This window comes from Shewanella sp. ALD9, assembly GCF_002836315.1.
In the GTDB taxonomy this organism is placed as follows: Bacteria; Pseudomonadota; Gammaproteobacteria; order Enterobacterales; family Shewanellaceae; genus Shewanella.
This window is the reverse complement of record NZ_PJCD01000003.1, coordinates 170,771-187,341: the sequence shown is the minus strand read 5'-3', so window position 1 is coordinate 187,341 and position 16,571 is coordinate 170,771. Positions and strand designations below refer to the sequence as shown.

Here is a 16,571-nt window from a genome sequence, read left to right as displayed (position 1 = left end):
AATTTAGTAAAAAGTGATGCTTAGATCTAAGTTCTTGAAATAAGGATTGACCAATATAAAAAATAAGGTCTATAGTGAAAACACTTAGATAGCGAATAGGTAGGTAAACAATGACAGCAATCACTCATATATATAATTACACCGTTCGATGCCCGCACTATAAAGAAAACGAACAAGCTGCAACATGGCTCAACCATATCGAAGTAAACCAATCTTGCGAAATTGCTCTAGACCGTATCACTAAATGGCACAACCTCTCTGGCACCAAATCATTTGAACTAGACGATTTTGTGGTTCGAAAGGCCGATAATGAAGAAGCTTATTTTGCCATGCAAAGTAGCCGCCTTAAGCATGATGGCCATGCCCTTGTCACTTTTAAAATCTATTTAGACAACTGCTGCCAAGATGCTTCTCCGAATCAAATAATGGAGCATTTAATCGATGATTATCAACAGCGTATCGCTAAAGTCGAATAATACATCAAGTCGATTTACCATCAACATTAAGGAGCTATCATAGCTCCTTATTTTTTGCGGTTTTATTGTCAATGGCTATAAGTTCTTGCCCTGTCGTAACACATACTTACGAACACGAACCCACGATAATAGAAATACAATTAAGCGGCATTGGCTCGCATACCGTGCGGAATGGGTAAGCCATTCTCATTCACGTTGACAAATACCATCTTATCGATGAAAGCAATCGGCGCATGATTGACTTTATTACGTATTTTACAGCGAACAGTGACTGAACTTTGACCTAAGCTTACTAGCTCAAACCCAAACTCGATAATGTCGCCTGTTTGTGCCGGTGCCATAAAATTAATTTCCGATATCACTTTGGCAATATGGAATTGGCTGCGCATTTGGCAACTGGCAAAAATTGTTGCTTCCTCATTAACCCAACTTAATAACTGGCCACAACATAAGCTTTGAGTGCTATTAAGATGAATAGGCATGATGATATGACGTGAGAAATATTTCATAGTGACCTCATTATCTGACTTATTAATTTTGCGTCGTTAGGCGCATACCTCTAAATAAGTAGCAACGATCAAGCCAAGTATATTAAGCTTTAATAATCAATGTGATAAATAGATTTTTAAATTAAAAAATTCTCAGAATGCCCAAAATAAATGCATCTTCGCACCAAAAAAGAAAAAGGCCACACTGAGTATGGCCTTTAAAATGAATATTAACTGATATTGATTAGCGAATAATTTGCTTCAACGTATTCACAAAAACACTGATGTCATTAGCACTAATATCTTTATGAGTCACCAAGCGCAACTGTCGGCTTGGACTAATGATAATGCCTTTATCGGCCAGTTTGGCAGTAAGCATTTTAGGGTCGATATGTTCTGCGAGTGTGGCGAAAACCATATTGGTCTGCACCAAACTAACATCGACAGCAAACTCACTCATTTCAGCCAACAACAAAGCCAAGGTTTTTGCATTGTAATGATCATCCGCTAAACGATCGACCTGCTCAGTTAACGCCAACTTAGCCGCTGCAGCGATAATACCTGCTTGACGCATTCCACCACCGAGCATTTTACGCCAACGTGTCGCTTTACCAATTAATCGCTCATCGCCTAACAAAATCGACCCAATCGGTGCACATAAGCCTTTTGATAAACAAATCGATACAGAGTCAAAGTATTGAGTAATATCGGCAATAGCAATGCCCTGCGCAACCGCAGCATTGGCAACCCGGGCACCATCTAAATGGATTTTAAGCCCACGATTAAACGCAAGACTTTGTGCCTGGGATAAATAATCTTGGTTTAATACCTTGCCGCCAATGGTATTTTCTAAGCTCAATAACCGTGTTCTTGCAAAATGCACGTCATCAGGCTTAATCGCAGCTTCAATATCATTCAATAAAATACTGCCATCAGCTTGATTATTCAGAGGCTGAGGTTGAATGCTGCCTAATACCGCTGCCCCGCCGCCTTCAAACTTATAGTTATGAGCTTGTTGACCACAAAGATACTCATCTCCGCGTTCACAATGAGACATCAATGCCAATAAATTAGCTTGCGTACCAGAACTGACAAACAGAGCACCATCAAAGCCAAACATCTCTGCAGCCATATCTTGTAAATTATTGACGGTCGGATCATCACCATAAACATCATCACCGACCTCCGCCCTCGACATGGCTAAACGCATTGCTTCAGTCGGTTGAGTCACCGTATCACTTCGAAAATCAATCATGCTGCATCTCTATCCTCTTTTACTCAACATTATGGAAGCTACGCAACTACTTCGCCGCTGATGAAATTTCTGTTAATGCCGCTAAAGCAGCATCGTAGTTTGGGTGTTCACTTACTTCAGTCACTAATTCTTGATATTTCAATATGCCTTGAGAATCAATAATAAAAATTGAACGGGCTAATAAACCACGGTCTTTGATCAACAAACCATACTTTTCGCCAAAATCACGCCATACGGAGTCAGACAACACTTTAATTTTATCCACATTTTCGGTTTGGCAAAAACGCTTCTGAGCAAACGGTAAGTCTTCGCTAATGGTTAACATGACCACATTGGCATCATATTGAGTAAACTCTTTATTAAATCGTTTGGTCTGTAATGCACACACGCCAGTGTCTAAACTGGGTACCGCGCTAATGAGTATCGTCTTACCTTTAAAGTCACTCAAACTGACTGGATTAAACTTTTCATCCACAACAGTAAACAAGGGTGCAACCGTATTTATACTCGGTATTTTACCTTCTAAAGCAACAGGGGTTCCCCCCATAGTAATCATGGTTTTCTCGCCAGCAAAACTGGGGGCACTCATAACCGATGAGGATAATAATGTGATCACTGCAATGGTAGAAAATAGCTTCATGGAAAACTCCTGTTAAAGGTACTGATGAGCGGTTTGAACTGGGTGCTAACGAGAGATCTTAGTAAACATGACACCAGTAGAAATAGTTAGAGCCAATAGTTACGCAAATGATAGCTAATGGCTCAGTGCTCTTATGATAAAGATAGTTAATCAGTTTTAATATTATATATTTAACTTTGAATCGATATTACTAGATAAAATTTTCTCGATACTCTTTAAAAGCCAGTTTAGTGACTTAATAAGCCTCAATCTACAGTTTAGACATTATTAGTTATTGTAGTATCGACAAGGCATTTTACGATGTAACGCTTAACGATCATATACTTTCCTAAAGGGCTAAATGACCGAGCCCAATAAGAACGGAATTTGATTAACGTGACCAGTTGGTTTTACTCAGCTCAACAATTTCATTACCTTTACCATTAATTAGCGCTTTCATCATGTAAACGCTAAAGCCTTTCGCCTGTTCGAACTTAATTTTTGGTGGCATCGCAAGCTCTTGTTTCGCCGTATCGACTTCAAGAACAACTGGCCCAGAGTGCTCCATCATTTCCGCCATTGCTTCGGGTAGTTTGCCTGGATCGTTGACATGGATCCCTTTCAGACCACAAGCTTCAGCAATTTTTGCAAAGCTTGGATTCTCTAGATCAGTATCATTTGATAAGTAGCCACTGGCTTTCATCTCCATGGCGACAAAACCCAGTGAGCGGTTGTTATAAACAATAATTTTAATCGGTAGGTTAAGTTGTTTCAGAGAGAGTAGCTCTCCCATCAACATCGAAAATCCACCATCACCACACATTGCAATTACCTGACGATTACGATCCAGTGATTGAGCACCCATTGCCTGTGACAATGCATTAGCCATTGACCCATGGTTAAATGATCCAATTAAACGACGTTGACCATTCATCGATAAATAACGAGCAGCCCAAACTGTTGGCGTGCCAACGTCACAGGTAAAGATAGTATCTTGACCTGCTTGCTCATCAAGCAGACGGGTTAAGTATTGTGGATGAATTAAATTATGTGATGTTTTACCATTGGCGAGAACATCCAAATCTTTTCGGGATTCTTGATAGTTTTTAACACACTGCTCTAGGTGAGCGCTAGAACGGCCTTCCTTAATAAGTTCAAGCAGTGAAGTGACGGTATTTTTGGTATCCCCTAGAACACCAAAATCAATCTGCACATGTCTCCCGAGTGACGCGGGCTGATTATCAATTTGTAAGATAGTGATATTTTCTGGATAGAAAGCTCGATAAGGGAAGCTGGTGCCTATCATCAACAACGTATCTGCTTGTTGCATTGCGTGGTAACCAGATGAAAAGCCGATAAACCCAGTCATCCCAACATCGTAAGGGTTATCATATTCAAGGAACTCTTTACCGCGCATGGCATGTACAATGGGTGCTTGTAGTTTTGCGGCTAAGGCAACAATTTCATCATGAGCATCTTTACAGCCAGCACCACACAATAAAGTGACTTTGCCGCTTTTATTAAGGTGAGTAGCAAGTGTTTTTGTGTCAGCTAAATCAGCGATATAAGAAGCAGGTTTTGGGACGTTCCATTTTGGTTTGGTCGTTTCAGGCATCGCCTTAAGCGCGATATCTCCCGGAAGAACCAGCACACTAACATCATTATGTAAGATAGCCTGACGCATGGCTGTTTCGAGTAAATATGGCATTTGTTCAGGGCTGGAAACTAATTCACAAAAAACACTGCACTCTTTAAATAATTCTTGTGGGTGAGTTTCTTGGAAATAATTGCTGCCAATTTCTGATGAAGGTATATGAGCAGCAATGGCTAATACTGGAACTTTATTACGATGACAATCGAACAAACCATTAATCAAATGAAGATTACCTGGACCACAAGAACCAGCACAGACGGCCAACTCTCCTGAAATATGTGCTTCTGCACCTGCGGCAAAAGCAGCGCTTTCTTCATGGCGTGTTCCTAGCCATTCAATCGTACCCATTTTTCGCAAGCTATCACTAATTCCGTTAAGTGAATCGCCAGTTACCCCCCAAATCCGTTTCACGCCTGCTTGTTCAAGGGTTTGAGTAATAAAACTTGCGATACTTTGACTCATATTAAGATACTCCTAAGTATGAAATTTGATGAAAAAAGGTGCAGCAGTAGATTTTTAATCAATGACAACCAAAAATCTTACCTTTAATTATCATCCTCTTGGAAACGCTGCTTAACAATGTTAAATGGTTATTTTTTCATAAACATTTATTTTTTATATGTTCAAAAAAATATATATTTATGAAATAAAGCGTTATGGCTGCTAAAAACAGTAAATAATAAAAGTAAGACTAACTAGATGATTATTGACGCAGAAAAACAACTCAATTAAGGATATTTTTGGGGGAGTAGAGCGGATATTAGGTATAAAAAAACCAGCAAATGCTGGTTTTTAGAAGATTAACTTGTCTGCAATATTATTTTGCTGGAACTTCTTTCACATGCAAATCCATTTGTGGGAATGGAATTTCAATCTCAGCTGCATCTAATGCATTCTTGATTTGCTCAAGCAATTCAAAACGCGCAGTCCAATAGTCTGGTGTTTTAACCCACGGACGTACAACAAAGTTGATTGAAGAGTCAGCAAGCTCAGCTAGACCGATAGTATAACTAGGGTCTTTTAACACAAACTGATTATTATCTAAAATATCCGCTAATACCTTCTTAGTTTTAGCGATATCAGCAGTATACGAAACACCAATCGTTAAATCGATACGACGCTTTTCTAGTGCTGAATAGTTGGTGATAGTGCCGTTCATAATCGCTGAGTTAGGCGCGATAATCATTTTGTTGTCACCAGTACGTAAACGGGTTGAGAAAATGGTAATTTCATCAACTACACCGGCAACACCAGCCGCTTCGATAAAGTCACCTACCCGACATGGACGGAAAAGCACCATCAATACACCTGATGCAAAGTTCGAAAGTGAACCTTGTAATGCTAAACCTACTGCTAAACCCGCGGCACCGATAACCGCAACCAATGACGCAGTTTGCACACCAACTTGACCCAGCGTGGCGACAATAGTAAATACAAACACCAACATCCACGCTAAGTTTGCCACAAACGAAACAACTGTTGTATCCACTTTGCGGTTGGTCAATAATTTGGTTGTTATACGTTTTGCTACACCGGAAAAATACTTACCGATGAGAAAAATAACAATAGCAGCTAGCGCTTTAAGACCATAAGTCATCAAAAACTCAGGTGCCTGCTCCACTAAAGCATCTAAACCTTCTATATGTTCCATTTCTTTCTCCATTTTAATAGCAGTCTTATTCTGCCGATATAATAAATTCTACTCGTCGATTACGCTGACGCCCTTCTATAGTGGCATTATCCGCGATCGGATTTTTGTTACTCATGCCAACGATCTCAATCGACGTCGGTTGAAATTGGTACTCATTTACGAGTAAATCTTTAATGGTGGCTGCACGTTTAAGTGATAGTGAGCGGTTAACAGCATCACTACCAATATTATCAGTGTGTCCCTCTAAACGAATAGCCACTTGAGGATGTTGCTCAATGTATTGCTGTACCCTAACCAAGGTTGGCCGCTGAGTTAACAACACTACTGATTTATCAAAATCAAAATACACAGGTTGAAGAATAGACCCAAAACAATCTACTGCCACAGAAACATCTCGTTGTTGACGACATTGTTCAGCAATAAGGGCCGAATTATTTGTTACTGTCGCGCCTAATTCAGCTTCATCAAACTCAGCATCATCTTCGGCATCCTCATCAACAATCAACAATTCAGTATCAATACAACCATTTGCCATAACAACACTGTTAACAGGGGTATCATTACAGGCATCTTTTTTATCAGGAACGCCGTCAAAATCTGTATCAACCCATGCATGGGCAGTGCAGATAAAACAGCCAATTAAAATCAATGTCACAGCTCGAATGATAGTCATAAATACCTCTTCGACATGACATCGAAATTTGTTAAAGAATCGTATTTTAACTGTTTATCGCTTAAATTAAAAGACAACACTTTATAATCAACACCTTGCACAATCATGCTTAACTAAAATGTCACTTAAGCGTGATATAGGTATCGGCTCGATGCCAGAAAACCTTATTAATTTCCAGCCAACTTTGCAACAAAAACAATACAAATAACTAACATTACTGATAGTTGATTGTTTGTATTGACACATTTTATAACAAGCTTAACCTCTCTGTTCCCCGCATTAACATTGACTTTGTCGGCATGAAAAGGGTATATAAGGTTAGCTTTTTGATGTTTGGTTAGCATTCAGCGTCAAACTGACATTATTTAATATAAAAAATAAACAATAAAGTTGCTCAGTATTGCTTCATCACGGTCAAACACCCGTTATTTCAAGTGTTAGTTGATAAGGCAATCATAGACAACTCTTGCAAACAATTATTTCTGTGACGATATTTTCTCACAGGCAATCACAAGCTTAAGGTGGAAGACTTAATGAGTGACGCAAAACCACAAGGTACATTGTTTGGACACCCTAAGGGGCTGTTCTTGCTTTTTACAACAGAACTATGGGAACGCTTTAGCTATTACGCAATGCGTGCAATTTTAGTACTTTATTTGGTAGATAAAGTGCAAAGCAATGAAGCAGGTGGTGGTTTAGGCTGGAGCCAAGCAGACGCATTATCTCTATATGGTACTTTTACCGGTTTAGTTTACTTAACACCATTAATTGGTGGCTGGCTAGCAGATAACGTATTGGGTCAACGTAAAGCCATTTATATTGGTGGCTTCTTAATGGCAGCGGGTCAATTTACGCTTGCAGCACCACATAGCTGGATGCCGGGTTTAGAAACCACTATGTTTTATATTGGTTTAGGGACGCTAATTATAGGTAACGGCCTATTTAAACCAAATATCTCCACAATGGTAGGTGATTTATACCCTGCTGGTGATCACCGTCGTGATGGCGCATTTACCATATTTTACATGGGCATCAACTTAGGTGCAGCCTTGTCAGGCTTTATCGTTGCTTGGGCTTACACTTCATTTGGTCATGAAGTGGTTATTGGTGGTGAAGACGTGTTTATCAATAACTGGCAAGCAGGCTTCTTCTGCGCCGGTGTTGGTATGATTTTATCGTTGATTATTCAATTTTTCTTTGCTCAAAAATTACTTGGCGACATCGGTACCGAACCGGCAGCTAAAGTAGAACAAAGAAAAAATGCAGCGAGAGGTGAAACCAGAAGTGAACCACTAACTAAGATTGAACGTGACCGTATTAAAGTCATTATGGTAATGGGGTTATTCACCATTATTTTCTGGGCTGGCTTCGAACAAGCAGGCGGATTAATGAACTTGTTCACCAACAATTTCACCGATCGTATGATTGGCTCGTGGGAAGTACCGACCACTTACTTCCAATCACTCAATGCTATCTTTATTGTTGTTTTTGCCCCAGTGATTGCCTCTATTTGGATCCGCTTAGGTAAAAATGAACCTAACTCACCCGTTAAATTTGCGTTAGGTTTATTCTTACTGGCCATTGGTTTCTTATTCATGATGGGCGCAGTGTTCGAAATGGGTGGCGACGCTTCAGTTAAATCAAGCATGTGGTGGTTAGTAGGAGCTTACTTCTTCCACACCATGGGTGAATTATGTTTATCACCAATTGGTTTATCGATGGTCACTAAACTGGCTCCACTGCGTATTGCATCATTAATGATGGGTGCATGGTTCCTATTTATTGCTGCTGCAAACAAAATTGGTGGCCTAGTCGGTTCATTGATTGGCCATGGCGGCGAAGTCGAAGAACAACTCGCTAACGCAATGGCAATTTTTGCCGGCATTGGTATTACCGCGGTCGTCTCAGGTATTATTTTATACCTAATGTCAGATAAATTAGTTGACTGGATGCACGGTGCAGAAAACAAAAATGAGACTGAAGAAGAAGTATTAGAAGAAGAAATTGCAGTCACGGCCGAACACGAAGGAATTCAACGTTAATTGGTTTTGATGTAATTGTTATTCTTAATAAAATCCCCTCCAAGTTTCACTTGTGAGGGGATTTTTTATATACCCACATCATCCTGCTAGGATCGCTTCGCTGCTAGAGCAGACTTCGTCCTGCTAAAGTCGCTTCGCTACTAGAACGGACTGTGTCCTGCTAGGATCGCTTCGCGGCTAGAACGGACTTCGTCCTTCTAAAGTCGCTTCGCTGCTAGAACGGACTGTGTTCTGCTAGAATCGCTTCGCTGCTAGAGCGGACTTCGTCCTGCTAGGATCGCTTCGCGGCTAGAGCTGACTTCGTCCTGCTAGAATCGCTTCGCTGCTAGAGCTGACTTCATCCTGCTAGGTTCACTTCGCGGCTAGAGCTGACTTCGTCCTGCTAGAATCGCTTCGCTGCTAGAGCGGACTTCGTCCTGCTAGAATCGCTTCGCTGCTAGAACGGACTTCGTCCTGCTAAAGTCGCTTCGCTGCTAGAGCTGACTTCGTCCTGCTAGAATCGCTTCGCGGCTAGAACGGACTTCGTCCTGCTAGGATCGCTTCGCTGCTAGAACGGACTTCGTCCTGCTAGGTTCACTTCACTATGCTGTTTGCTTTTATAGCCTCTAGCCGCGAAGCGTCCTAGCAGCGCAGCGCTCTAGGTTTCTAGTGTCTAAATAGTCTCTAACAATGATCAGCGACACGCTAACTGCATAAAGCCACCTGCTTTAATATCGGATTGATAAACCAATCCTGTAAAACGGTTATCAAGCAGTTGTTGTTTATGCTCATAAAAATGTGTGCCAATACAAATTTGTTCATCCAGTAACAAGGTTCTAGTTTGCATACTCGGCTTATCCCATACGGTACTGCCAAGAGGTGCTGATTCTGGCAATGCTAGAGGAGTAAGCTCATTACCGTTACGTAAATAGCACCTTAATCCTTTACCAGACTGCCCTATTGATAACTGGTAGCGGGTCAAATCGAGGCACACATAAATAATATCGGTATTAATATGTAACCCAGACTTCACCATACGCTCATGAAGATAAGACAACATATTATTAGGTTCGATTAAGGTATTGCTTAAACCATTTCTAAATAACTTAAGTTTTTGATTAATAAAACTACGCAATAAGACACAGCCAAAAGCGGCGCTATTATCCTCAGGTGAAAAGTGTGCCATATACATCACTAAATGATGCTCCCCCACCATTGTAGAATCGATGAAGTAAGCACTAACATCATTATTTTTAAATAGACTGTAATTGATTTCGGCTTTGGGATAATAGATATGCGACGCAGGAAATAACTGCTGCTGAACACTTTTGGCCGCTTGAGCATTTTGCTCAAGTAAAGATAAGTTATCGGTAAGCTCTTGATAAGATAACTCATTCATTTCTTGTAAATGCGATTGCCCAGAAACATTCATCGGCGTAGCGGCTGACATCATCGCTTGTATGATTGCCTGCTCAATAATGAATAAATCAGCAATAGGTTTAGTCAGATAATCACTGGCACCGATGCGCAATGCTTCTACAACATCAGACATCACATCATTACCAGAAATAACAATAGCGGGTATAGCAGGATTAATATCTTGCATTTGTTTAAGCATCGACAAACCATGAAGGCCTGGCATGCTTAAGTCTGCAATAACAATATCAAAAATAGCATCGGAAAAAAGGGCTATGCCTTCATCGCCATTACATGCTTGTTGAACCCGAGCACCTTGCCGCTGCAAAAAATCAGCAACGACATGGCGAAATATCGGGTCATCTTCAACAAAGAGGATCTCGACATCAGTAAGCGCCATACAACAACCTCGCAAACTACACTGCCGAGGTGCCTGTATGCCTCGACTATTCTAGTTCATCTAAATATTCGTCAAGTAACTCATCGTCCGCTTGACTAGATGGCACATCACCATCAAAAACTTTGTAATCCATATGCTGCAAATAGGCATCTTTTACAAAAGCATAAGGATCAAGAGCATTGTCTAATAATCTTTCTTGATCAATGGCTTTAGAACGAGCATCCAAGCCTTTTAAACCCCATTTTAATACTGACTGCCACATCGTTAGCTCAGATAAAGGAAAGTATAGACCATCCACCCAATCAGAGGCGATTTCTCTTGTCACAATTGGGCCATAAAACGGCGCCATAAAATAAGGGCCATTTGGGGTACCGTAATAACCCAACACTTCGTTGAAATCATCTTGTTTACGGTGCATCCCCATCATGTCAGCTACATCGACTAAACCCAGTAAACCTATGGTGGTATTAACCGTAAAACGACCGCCGGCATTAGCAGCCCATCCCCACTTTCCTTGCAAGGTATTATTCACCAGAGAGCTAGGTTCCTCTAGGTTATAAACAAAATTATTAACACCCGTTCTGACTGGATTAGGGACATAGTCTTTATAACCATGGGCAACTGGGCGAATAATATACCGATCTAAAAACAGATAGTTAAAGTCCCACATTGTGCGGTTAACTTCTTCAAATGGATCGCGAGGATCATTGTATTTGATTTCGACCGCAGGACGTGATGATGTGGCAACTTGAGGTGCTTCTGCTTCGGCATACACGGGCATGCTAACGGCAACAAACACCTGAAGTAATATCCATTTATACTTCATATAATTCTCTTTAAAATGACAAAAGGTACTACTCAACAAACTGCTATTTTTGTCTTTTTTATTAAAGCAATTTTTGTTCAAGTCGATATAATTTAGCAAGCAAGTGTAAGGCTGTTATTATTCACTATTTATCAGTCAGGCCTTACTCATACGTCTGTGTTATCAGCAATCATTCACTGTAATGGCAATAAAACCCTGTATGTTACCCCAATAAGGTAACAGGGAGCTAAGGATACTGTGCCATTTGACAATATCAATCAAAAAATTGTAAATGTGGTTAATATTGTTCACTGACATGTAGATTGATTTCAATAGACAAACATGTTCGTTTGAAAGGATTTCTATGGCTGTACCAACAACGCTCCCTCAAAAAACGGTCAATACCGTCACAATAAAACCTGCAGATGCAAGTCCGCAGAAGTTGTCTGAGCGCAAACAAACTCAAACCGATAGTCCTTCTTTACCAACAAAAACTTCAAATGACAAATCCGCGGTATCTAGCTCGTCGACCACTAAATCAGATTTAGCAGCCGTATTATTGCCCGTCAAAGTGTTACAACCACCAGCAAACGCACCACTCGACGTCACCATTGAAAATCAGCAATATCAACTAAACAAGACCGCTGAACTGCAAAAATTATTACAACAGACAGCGCAAGTCGTTATAGCAAGCGATCACGCTAAACTTGTGGCTCGTGCCGTTTCCAGTGTAAATGTCCCCGTAGTCCAAACAGAAATCATCAACAACCAAGCTACCACCCCTGTAATGTCAACGGCTTCTGCTGGCTCAACGGCCACATCACCCGCCCAAACAGTTACCACTCAATTAGTGCTTTTGGCACAACCCATTCAGCTTTCCTTACCACAAGGTCTTGAGGAACTGGCAAAGCAAAATGGTGTATCAACACAACAACTCGCAACGCTGGCAACCAGAACTCAAGGTTATCCTCTGCCTACAGCGATAATAGACCAAGGGAAATTAACTTTTTCGGGTGGCACAAGCATCCAATTATCGCCAAACACCGCGTTAAACTCAGGCCAATATTTAGCTAAGGTGGTGGTGCAGCATCAGCAATTGCAACTTGCGCTCACGCCAGTCATTGCTGAAATAACCGTTAATTTAACGAAACTCACCACAACGCCTCAAGCAGATCAGTCTGTTCAAGCAGCAAACATCATCATCACTAAAAATGAACCAGCACAAATCCTCAGCCAATTTCTAAAAAAGCTAGAGTCAACACCACTGCCAACACTTGACAATGCGGTAAAAGGAAGCGATACCCAACAAAAAACGCCTATTGAATTAACGCCTTTTTCAGCCAAAGTCGGCCAAGATAGTGCTACAGTAAAAACTGGGGGGCCGGTAACACAACAACCTAATCCATCAGGACTATCATCTGAATCGAATCTCACTAAAACCACCAGCAATATGGCTCAGCAAGCCAATCTAGCCAAAAATGCTACCAACACGGTAGAGCAAACATCGTTATCGACAAAATCATTAGCGGAACAAAACACACCCAAAGCAAACACCGCTTCTGCGATAGACAATAGTGCAAAGAGCAATGCGCCAAGCAACAATGCATTAAACAACAGCGCATTAAACAACAATGCATCCAACAACAACGCATTAAACAAATTGAACGGTGACCCTGCACCAATAGAAGTGCTGAATAAAGCGTTATCAAAAGCAGGCGCGATGCCAATAAAACAGCAGTTAAGCCAACAAGTCCCACATAATCTGGCCAGTGAACTGTTTAAGCATTTGCCACAAATTAGCCCGCATCCATTAAGTGCATTAAGTGATCCAGCATTACTCAGCAGTGAGCTATACAGTTTAGCGGCGCTTAATCTTGCCCACACTCAGCTAGGTCACTCAACTAACTCACAACCCTCGCCTCTGTTTTCTGGTAGCGCTATCACAACTCTATTCCAGTTGTTATTAGGGGTGAAAACAAAATCAACAGGCTCAGGGATCAGCGATAAACTTCAGGCCCACCTTGCGCAGTTGCAACAACGGACCTTGAGTAAACTCAGTGCTAATTCAGGTCTGTTAGCCGCATTAGATAAGTTAGGAGGGGCAGACTCTTTGGCACAATTGGCTAACAGTATTGCGCTGTACCAACATGCAAGCACCGATCCCAATCAAGCCATGACTTGGTACTTTGCTCTACCTTATTCAATTAACCAACGCGATGAACAGTTTGAAGGTAAATTTGAACAAGAAAATGATTCAGACAAAGATAAAAAAGCAGGATGGAAACTACAACTCAAATTTAATTTAGCCCAAGGATCATTATTGATTTGTGCTCATAAGCAGGCAGATGTGCTTGATATCCAATTTAAAGGCAACAACCAAATGCTACTTACGAAAGTAGAACGTTTTAACCAAACACTGTCAGATAAAATTACACAAATTGGTTTTACACCAGGTAAGCTCACAACACAGTTAGCCCAAATTCCAGCGACGTTATTACCTGGCGATCACTATTTAGTCAAAACCAGAGCTTAATAGAGAAAATAATGAAAGATGACTCGAAAAAGATACAGCAAGCAGTTGCACTCAGTTTTGATGGTAAAAGTGCTCCTAAAATTACTGCTACGGGTAAGGACTTAGTTGCCGAGGAGATGATCTTAATCGCTAAAGAAGCGGGGATCCATATACATCAAGATCCACACTTAAGTGAGTTTTTGCAGCTATTAGAATTAGGTGATGAAGTACCTAAAGAGCTGTATCTTTTAATCGCAGAATTGATTGCATTTGTGTATATGCTGGATGGGAAATTCCCAGAACAATGGGATAATCTTCATCAAAAAATTGTCGCTCAAGCATAACGCCATTCAGCGATAAAATTGTCAAACCTACATCATCTTAGGTTAATGCTGTACAAATTGGTAAATCAAACTCGCGGTGATAATTATGCCACCAACCCCCAATCCACCGAGACACAATCCAGCTAAACGATCTTGATCAAAATCAAGCCAATCATTAAATGCAGCATAATAACGCAGTGATATGCCATACAGTACAATGAGCGCTAAAGAGATAAAACTATACAAATAGTGCTCTGGATAGGCAAACGTCAACAACGGAATAAATGCCAACAGGTAATCACAACCTTTTTGTTGTACGTCAGTTCGATACACAATGTACGTATCAATACACATTTGGATTGGAATATAGATGGCCAGTAAACCTAACAACCAAATGAAATCCATCACAGCTCCAGCATCGAACAGTGAGGGACTGTATCGCTAATATTGCAGCAAGTGATCCTGAAAAAAACGTTCTCGCCAATAACAATGTCATAAACAACAGAGATAAAAGGTACAGTTGAGTAAACTAATCGATGATGTATTGCAGAAATATAAAGGTTAAGAAATAGTTCGAAGGACATTGATTGCGTAAATTGAAAAGAAAGTTTTTTCATTACAAATCCATTTTATTAATGCGTATCCATTACACATTTTGGGGAAATAACGCTTAAATAATACAACTAAAAACTGAATAAACCGGCAGTTTGATATCACAAATAACACATTAAAGAAACTATATTTCTGTACAGCAACAGCATTCAAATAACAATTCAAAATTAACACTATCATATTAATTTCATTATTCACAAGGAGCCTATAAATAATTTTATACCTTGCTATCAGATAATAATCAATACTTTACAAATAAAATAATCGTTTAAATATTCAGTAATATTAGCTAACATTATCTTAAACAGTGAATACTATTGTTAACATAGGAGTGATGATATAACTGAACGTCATAATGTGTTCCTTTTGGATATTTAAATTATGTTCTCATACCATCATAATGCGCACAACCTCATCAACTAACACCACTAAATATTGGCAGATACGAGTATTTATTTTATTTATGTAATTAGCCGATACAAATAGATTAACTGGACAGTTAACTCAGGGAATAGCGATGAAGACCAACCTTAAACTGATATCCATTGTGAGTATTTTTACGATCTTGCCTGCAAAAGCGCAAGTAGTCAGTTTTAATGATTACGGACCGTTACAGGTATATGCGCAATCACCGATGCAATCTATTAATCTTAGCCCACTTTTACGATCTGGCTTTTCGTTGCCCCAAGGTCAAAAAGAATGGTACATCACAGCCAATGCAGCCAGCGTCTGGTCAGAGTCAGATGAGTTATTAGCTGATTACTACCAAAATGCGATTAGCAGCGGCTTAAAATGGCAAATCACTGAGGATTTATTGTTTGATGCTAAATACACTTGGCAATTTAGCGGTGATAACCATTTAGACTCCTTAACAATGTGGTTTCACGATGCTTTTGGATTTGATCAAAATGGTCGTAATAAACAAGCGAAACACCAAAGTCAGATCCATTCAGAAAAATACCATATCAATGTTGAAAACTTTAATGGTGAAACCCTCAATAATGCTCTTACTGCATACCTAGGTTATCAATTACTGCAAAATGAACACCATGGTATTTCCATCGGGGGAACCTTGTACTACAAGTATGTAGATTCAGGCCCATTTGTTGATGAAAGTTTCCAGCAAAGCGTACAAATCAATTACGGTTATCACAATGGCAATCACCATGTGAACTCGACTTTAGGAATGAGTTTCTTACACAATACAGAACCGTTATCGCAAAATGCCTTCGAATCACATTACTTAATGTTGGGGCTGGGTTACGAATATCGTAGAGGTAGGCACGGTTGGTTAGCTGAATATCATCGTTATGATGGCATGGTGAGTTGGGATAAAAACTTCTCAGAAGCCTCTAATGAAGCGGTGTTGGGTTATCGCTATTACTTCAATAGCAGCGCCATCGAATTCACTATGGTTGAGAACTTTTTAAACATGGATAACAGTGCTGATATAGCTTATGTATTAGGTTATCGGCATAAATTTTAGATCCTAGGTTCTAGAGCGCTGCGCTTCTAGGGCGGACTACGTCCTGCTAAGGACAGCTGCGCTGTTAAGCTTAGATCCTAGATTCTAGGTTCTAGAGCGCTACGCTTCTAGGGCGGACTGCGTCCTGCTAGGGACAGCTGCGCTGTTAAGCTTAGATCCTAGATCATAGGTTCTAGAGCG

At 40.3% G+C, this 16,571-nt stretch carries 14 protein-coding genes; 5 read left to right on the top strand and 9 right to left on the bottom strand.

The features are described from left to right. Positions 1 to 110: 110 nt before the first annotated feature. Positions 111 to 476, top strand: a complete 366-nt coding sequence (locus CXF88_RS08475; protein WP_101086476.1) for a cytoplasmic protein — start codon at positions 111 to 113, stop codon at positions 474 to 476. Positions 477 to 616: 140 nt separating this feature from the next. On the opposite strand, the gene CXF88_RS08470 is transcribed toward CXF88_RS08475, so the two are convergent. The 6 genes from CXF88_RS08470 to CXF88_RS08445 all read right to left on the bottom strand — a co-directional run bounded on the left by CXF88_RS08470 (position 617) and on the right by CXF88_RS08445 (position 6,816). Next, on the bottom strand, positions 617 to 985 hold the full coding sequence (locus CXF88_RS08470; RefSeq protein ID WP_101086475.1) for a hotdog domain-containing protein: 369 nt from the start codon (positions 983 to 985) through the stop codon (positions 617 to 619). Between the two features lie 223 nt (positions 986 to 1,208). Beyond that, positions 1,209 to 2,219: a low-specificity L-threonine aldolase gene (gene ltaE / locus CXF88_RS08465; protein ID WP_101086474.1), complete on the bottom strand. Its 1,011-nt coding sequence runs from the start codon at positions 2,217 to 2,219 to the stop codon at positions 1,209 to 1,211. A gap of 46 nt (positions 2,220 to 2,265) precedes the next feature. Further along, positions 2,266 to 2,859: a thiol peroxidase gene (tpx, locus tag CXF88_RS08460; RefSeq protein WP_101086473.1), complete on the bottom strand. Its 594-nt coding sequence runs from the start codon at positions 2,857 to 2,859 to the stop codon at positions 2,266 to 2,268. Positions 2,860 to 3,229: 370 nt separating this feature from the next. After that, positions 3,230 to 4,954, bottom strand: a complete 1,725-nt coding sequence (poxB, locus tag CXF88_RS08455; protein WP_101086472.1) for a ubiquinone-dependent pyruvate dehydrogenase — start codon at positions 4,952 to 4,954, stop codon at positions 3,230 to 3,232. A 355-nt stretch (positions 4,955 to 5,309) separates the two neighbouring features. After that, positions 5,310 to 6,134, bottom strand: a complete 825-nt coding sequence (locus CXF88_RS08450) for a mechanosensitive ion channel domain-containing protein (protein ID WP_101087193.1) — start codon at positions 6,132 to 6,134, stop codon at positions 5,310 to 5,312. A gap of 34 nt (positions 6,135 to 6,168) precedes the next feature. Then, the gene (locus CXF88_RS08445; protein WP_101086471.1) at positions 6,169 to 6,816 is read right to left on the bottom strand and encodes an OmpA family protein; all 648 of its coding nucleotides are present in this window, start codon (positions 6,814 to 6,816) and stop codon (positions 6,169 to 6,171) included. Positions 6,817 to 7,349: 533 nt separating this feature from the next. Here CXF88_RS08445 and CXF88_RS08440 point away from each other — a divergent pair. Then, entirely contained in the window at positions 7,350 to 8,858 is a 1,509-nt protein-coding gene (locus CXF88_RS08440; RefSeq protein ID WP_101086470.1) for a peptide MFS transporter, read from the top strand. A 673-nt stretch (positions 8,859 to 9,531) separates the two neighbouring features. Here CXF88_RS08440 and CXF88_RS08435 read toward each other — a convergent pair. Together CXF88_RS08435 and CXF88_RS08430 are read right to left on the bottom strand one after the other, a co-directional pair. Further along, positions 9,532 to 10,653 carry a response regulator gene (locus CXF88_RS08435; protein ID WP_101086469.1) on the bottom strand — a complete coding sequence of 374 codons (1,122 nt, stop codon included), beginning with the start codon at positions 10,651 to 10,653 and terminating at the stop codon, positions 9,532 to 9,534. A gap of 46 nt (positions 10,654 to 10,699) precedes the next feature. Next, positions 10,700 to 11,479 (bottom strand): VacJ family lipoprotein, encoded by a 780-nt coding sequence (locus tag CXF88_RS08430; protein ID WP_101086468.1) that lies wholly within the window; start codon positions 11,477 to 11,479, stop codon positions 10,700 to 10,702. 343 nt (positions 11,480 to 11,822) lie between these two features. On the opposite strand from CXF88_RS08430, the gene CXF88_RS08425 reads away from it, so the two are divergent. Both CXF88_RS08425 and CXF88_RS08420 read left to right on the top strand, forming a co-directional pair. After that, on the top strand, positions 11,823 to 13,991 hold the full coding sequence (locus CXF88_RS08425) for a hypothetical protein (RefSeq protein WP_101086467.1): 2,169 nt from the start codon (positions 11,823 to 11,825) through the stop codon (positions 13,989 to 13,991). 11 nt (positions 13,992 to 14,002) lie between these two features. Beyond that, a complete protein-coding gene (locus CXF88_RS08420) occupies positions 14,003 to 14,314 on the top strand; it encodes an EscU/YscU/HrcU family type III secretion system export apparatus switch protein (RefSeq protein WP_041413136.1) in 312 nt (103 codons plus the stop codon). Between the two features lie 42 nt (positions 14,315 to 14,356). On the opposite strand, the gene CXF88_RS08415 is transcribed toward CXF88_RS08420, so the two are convergent. Then, positions 14,357 to 14,698, bottom strand: a complete 342-nt coding sequence (locus CXF88_RS08415) for a hypothetical protein (RefSeq protein WP_101086466.1) — start codon at positions 14,696 to 14,698, stop codon at positions 14,357 to 14,359. A gap of 724 nt (positions 14,699 to 15,422) precedes the next feature. Here CXF88_RS08415 and CXF88_RS08410 point away from each other — a divergent pair. Next, a complete protein-coding gene (locus CXF88_RS08410; protein ID WP_101086465.1) occupies positions 15,423 to 16,391 on the top strand; it encodes a DUF3187 family protein in 969 nt (322 codons plus the stop codon). Positions 16,392 to 16,571: the final 180 nt, after the last annotated feature.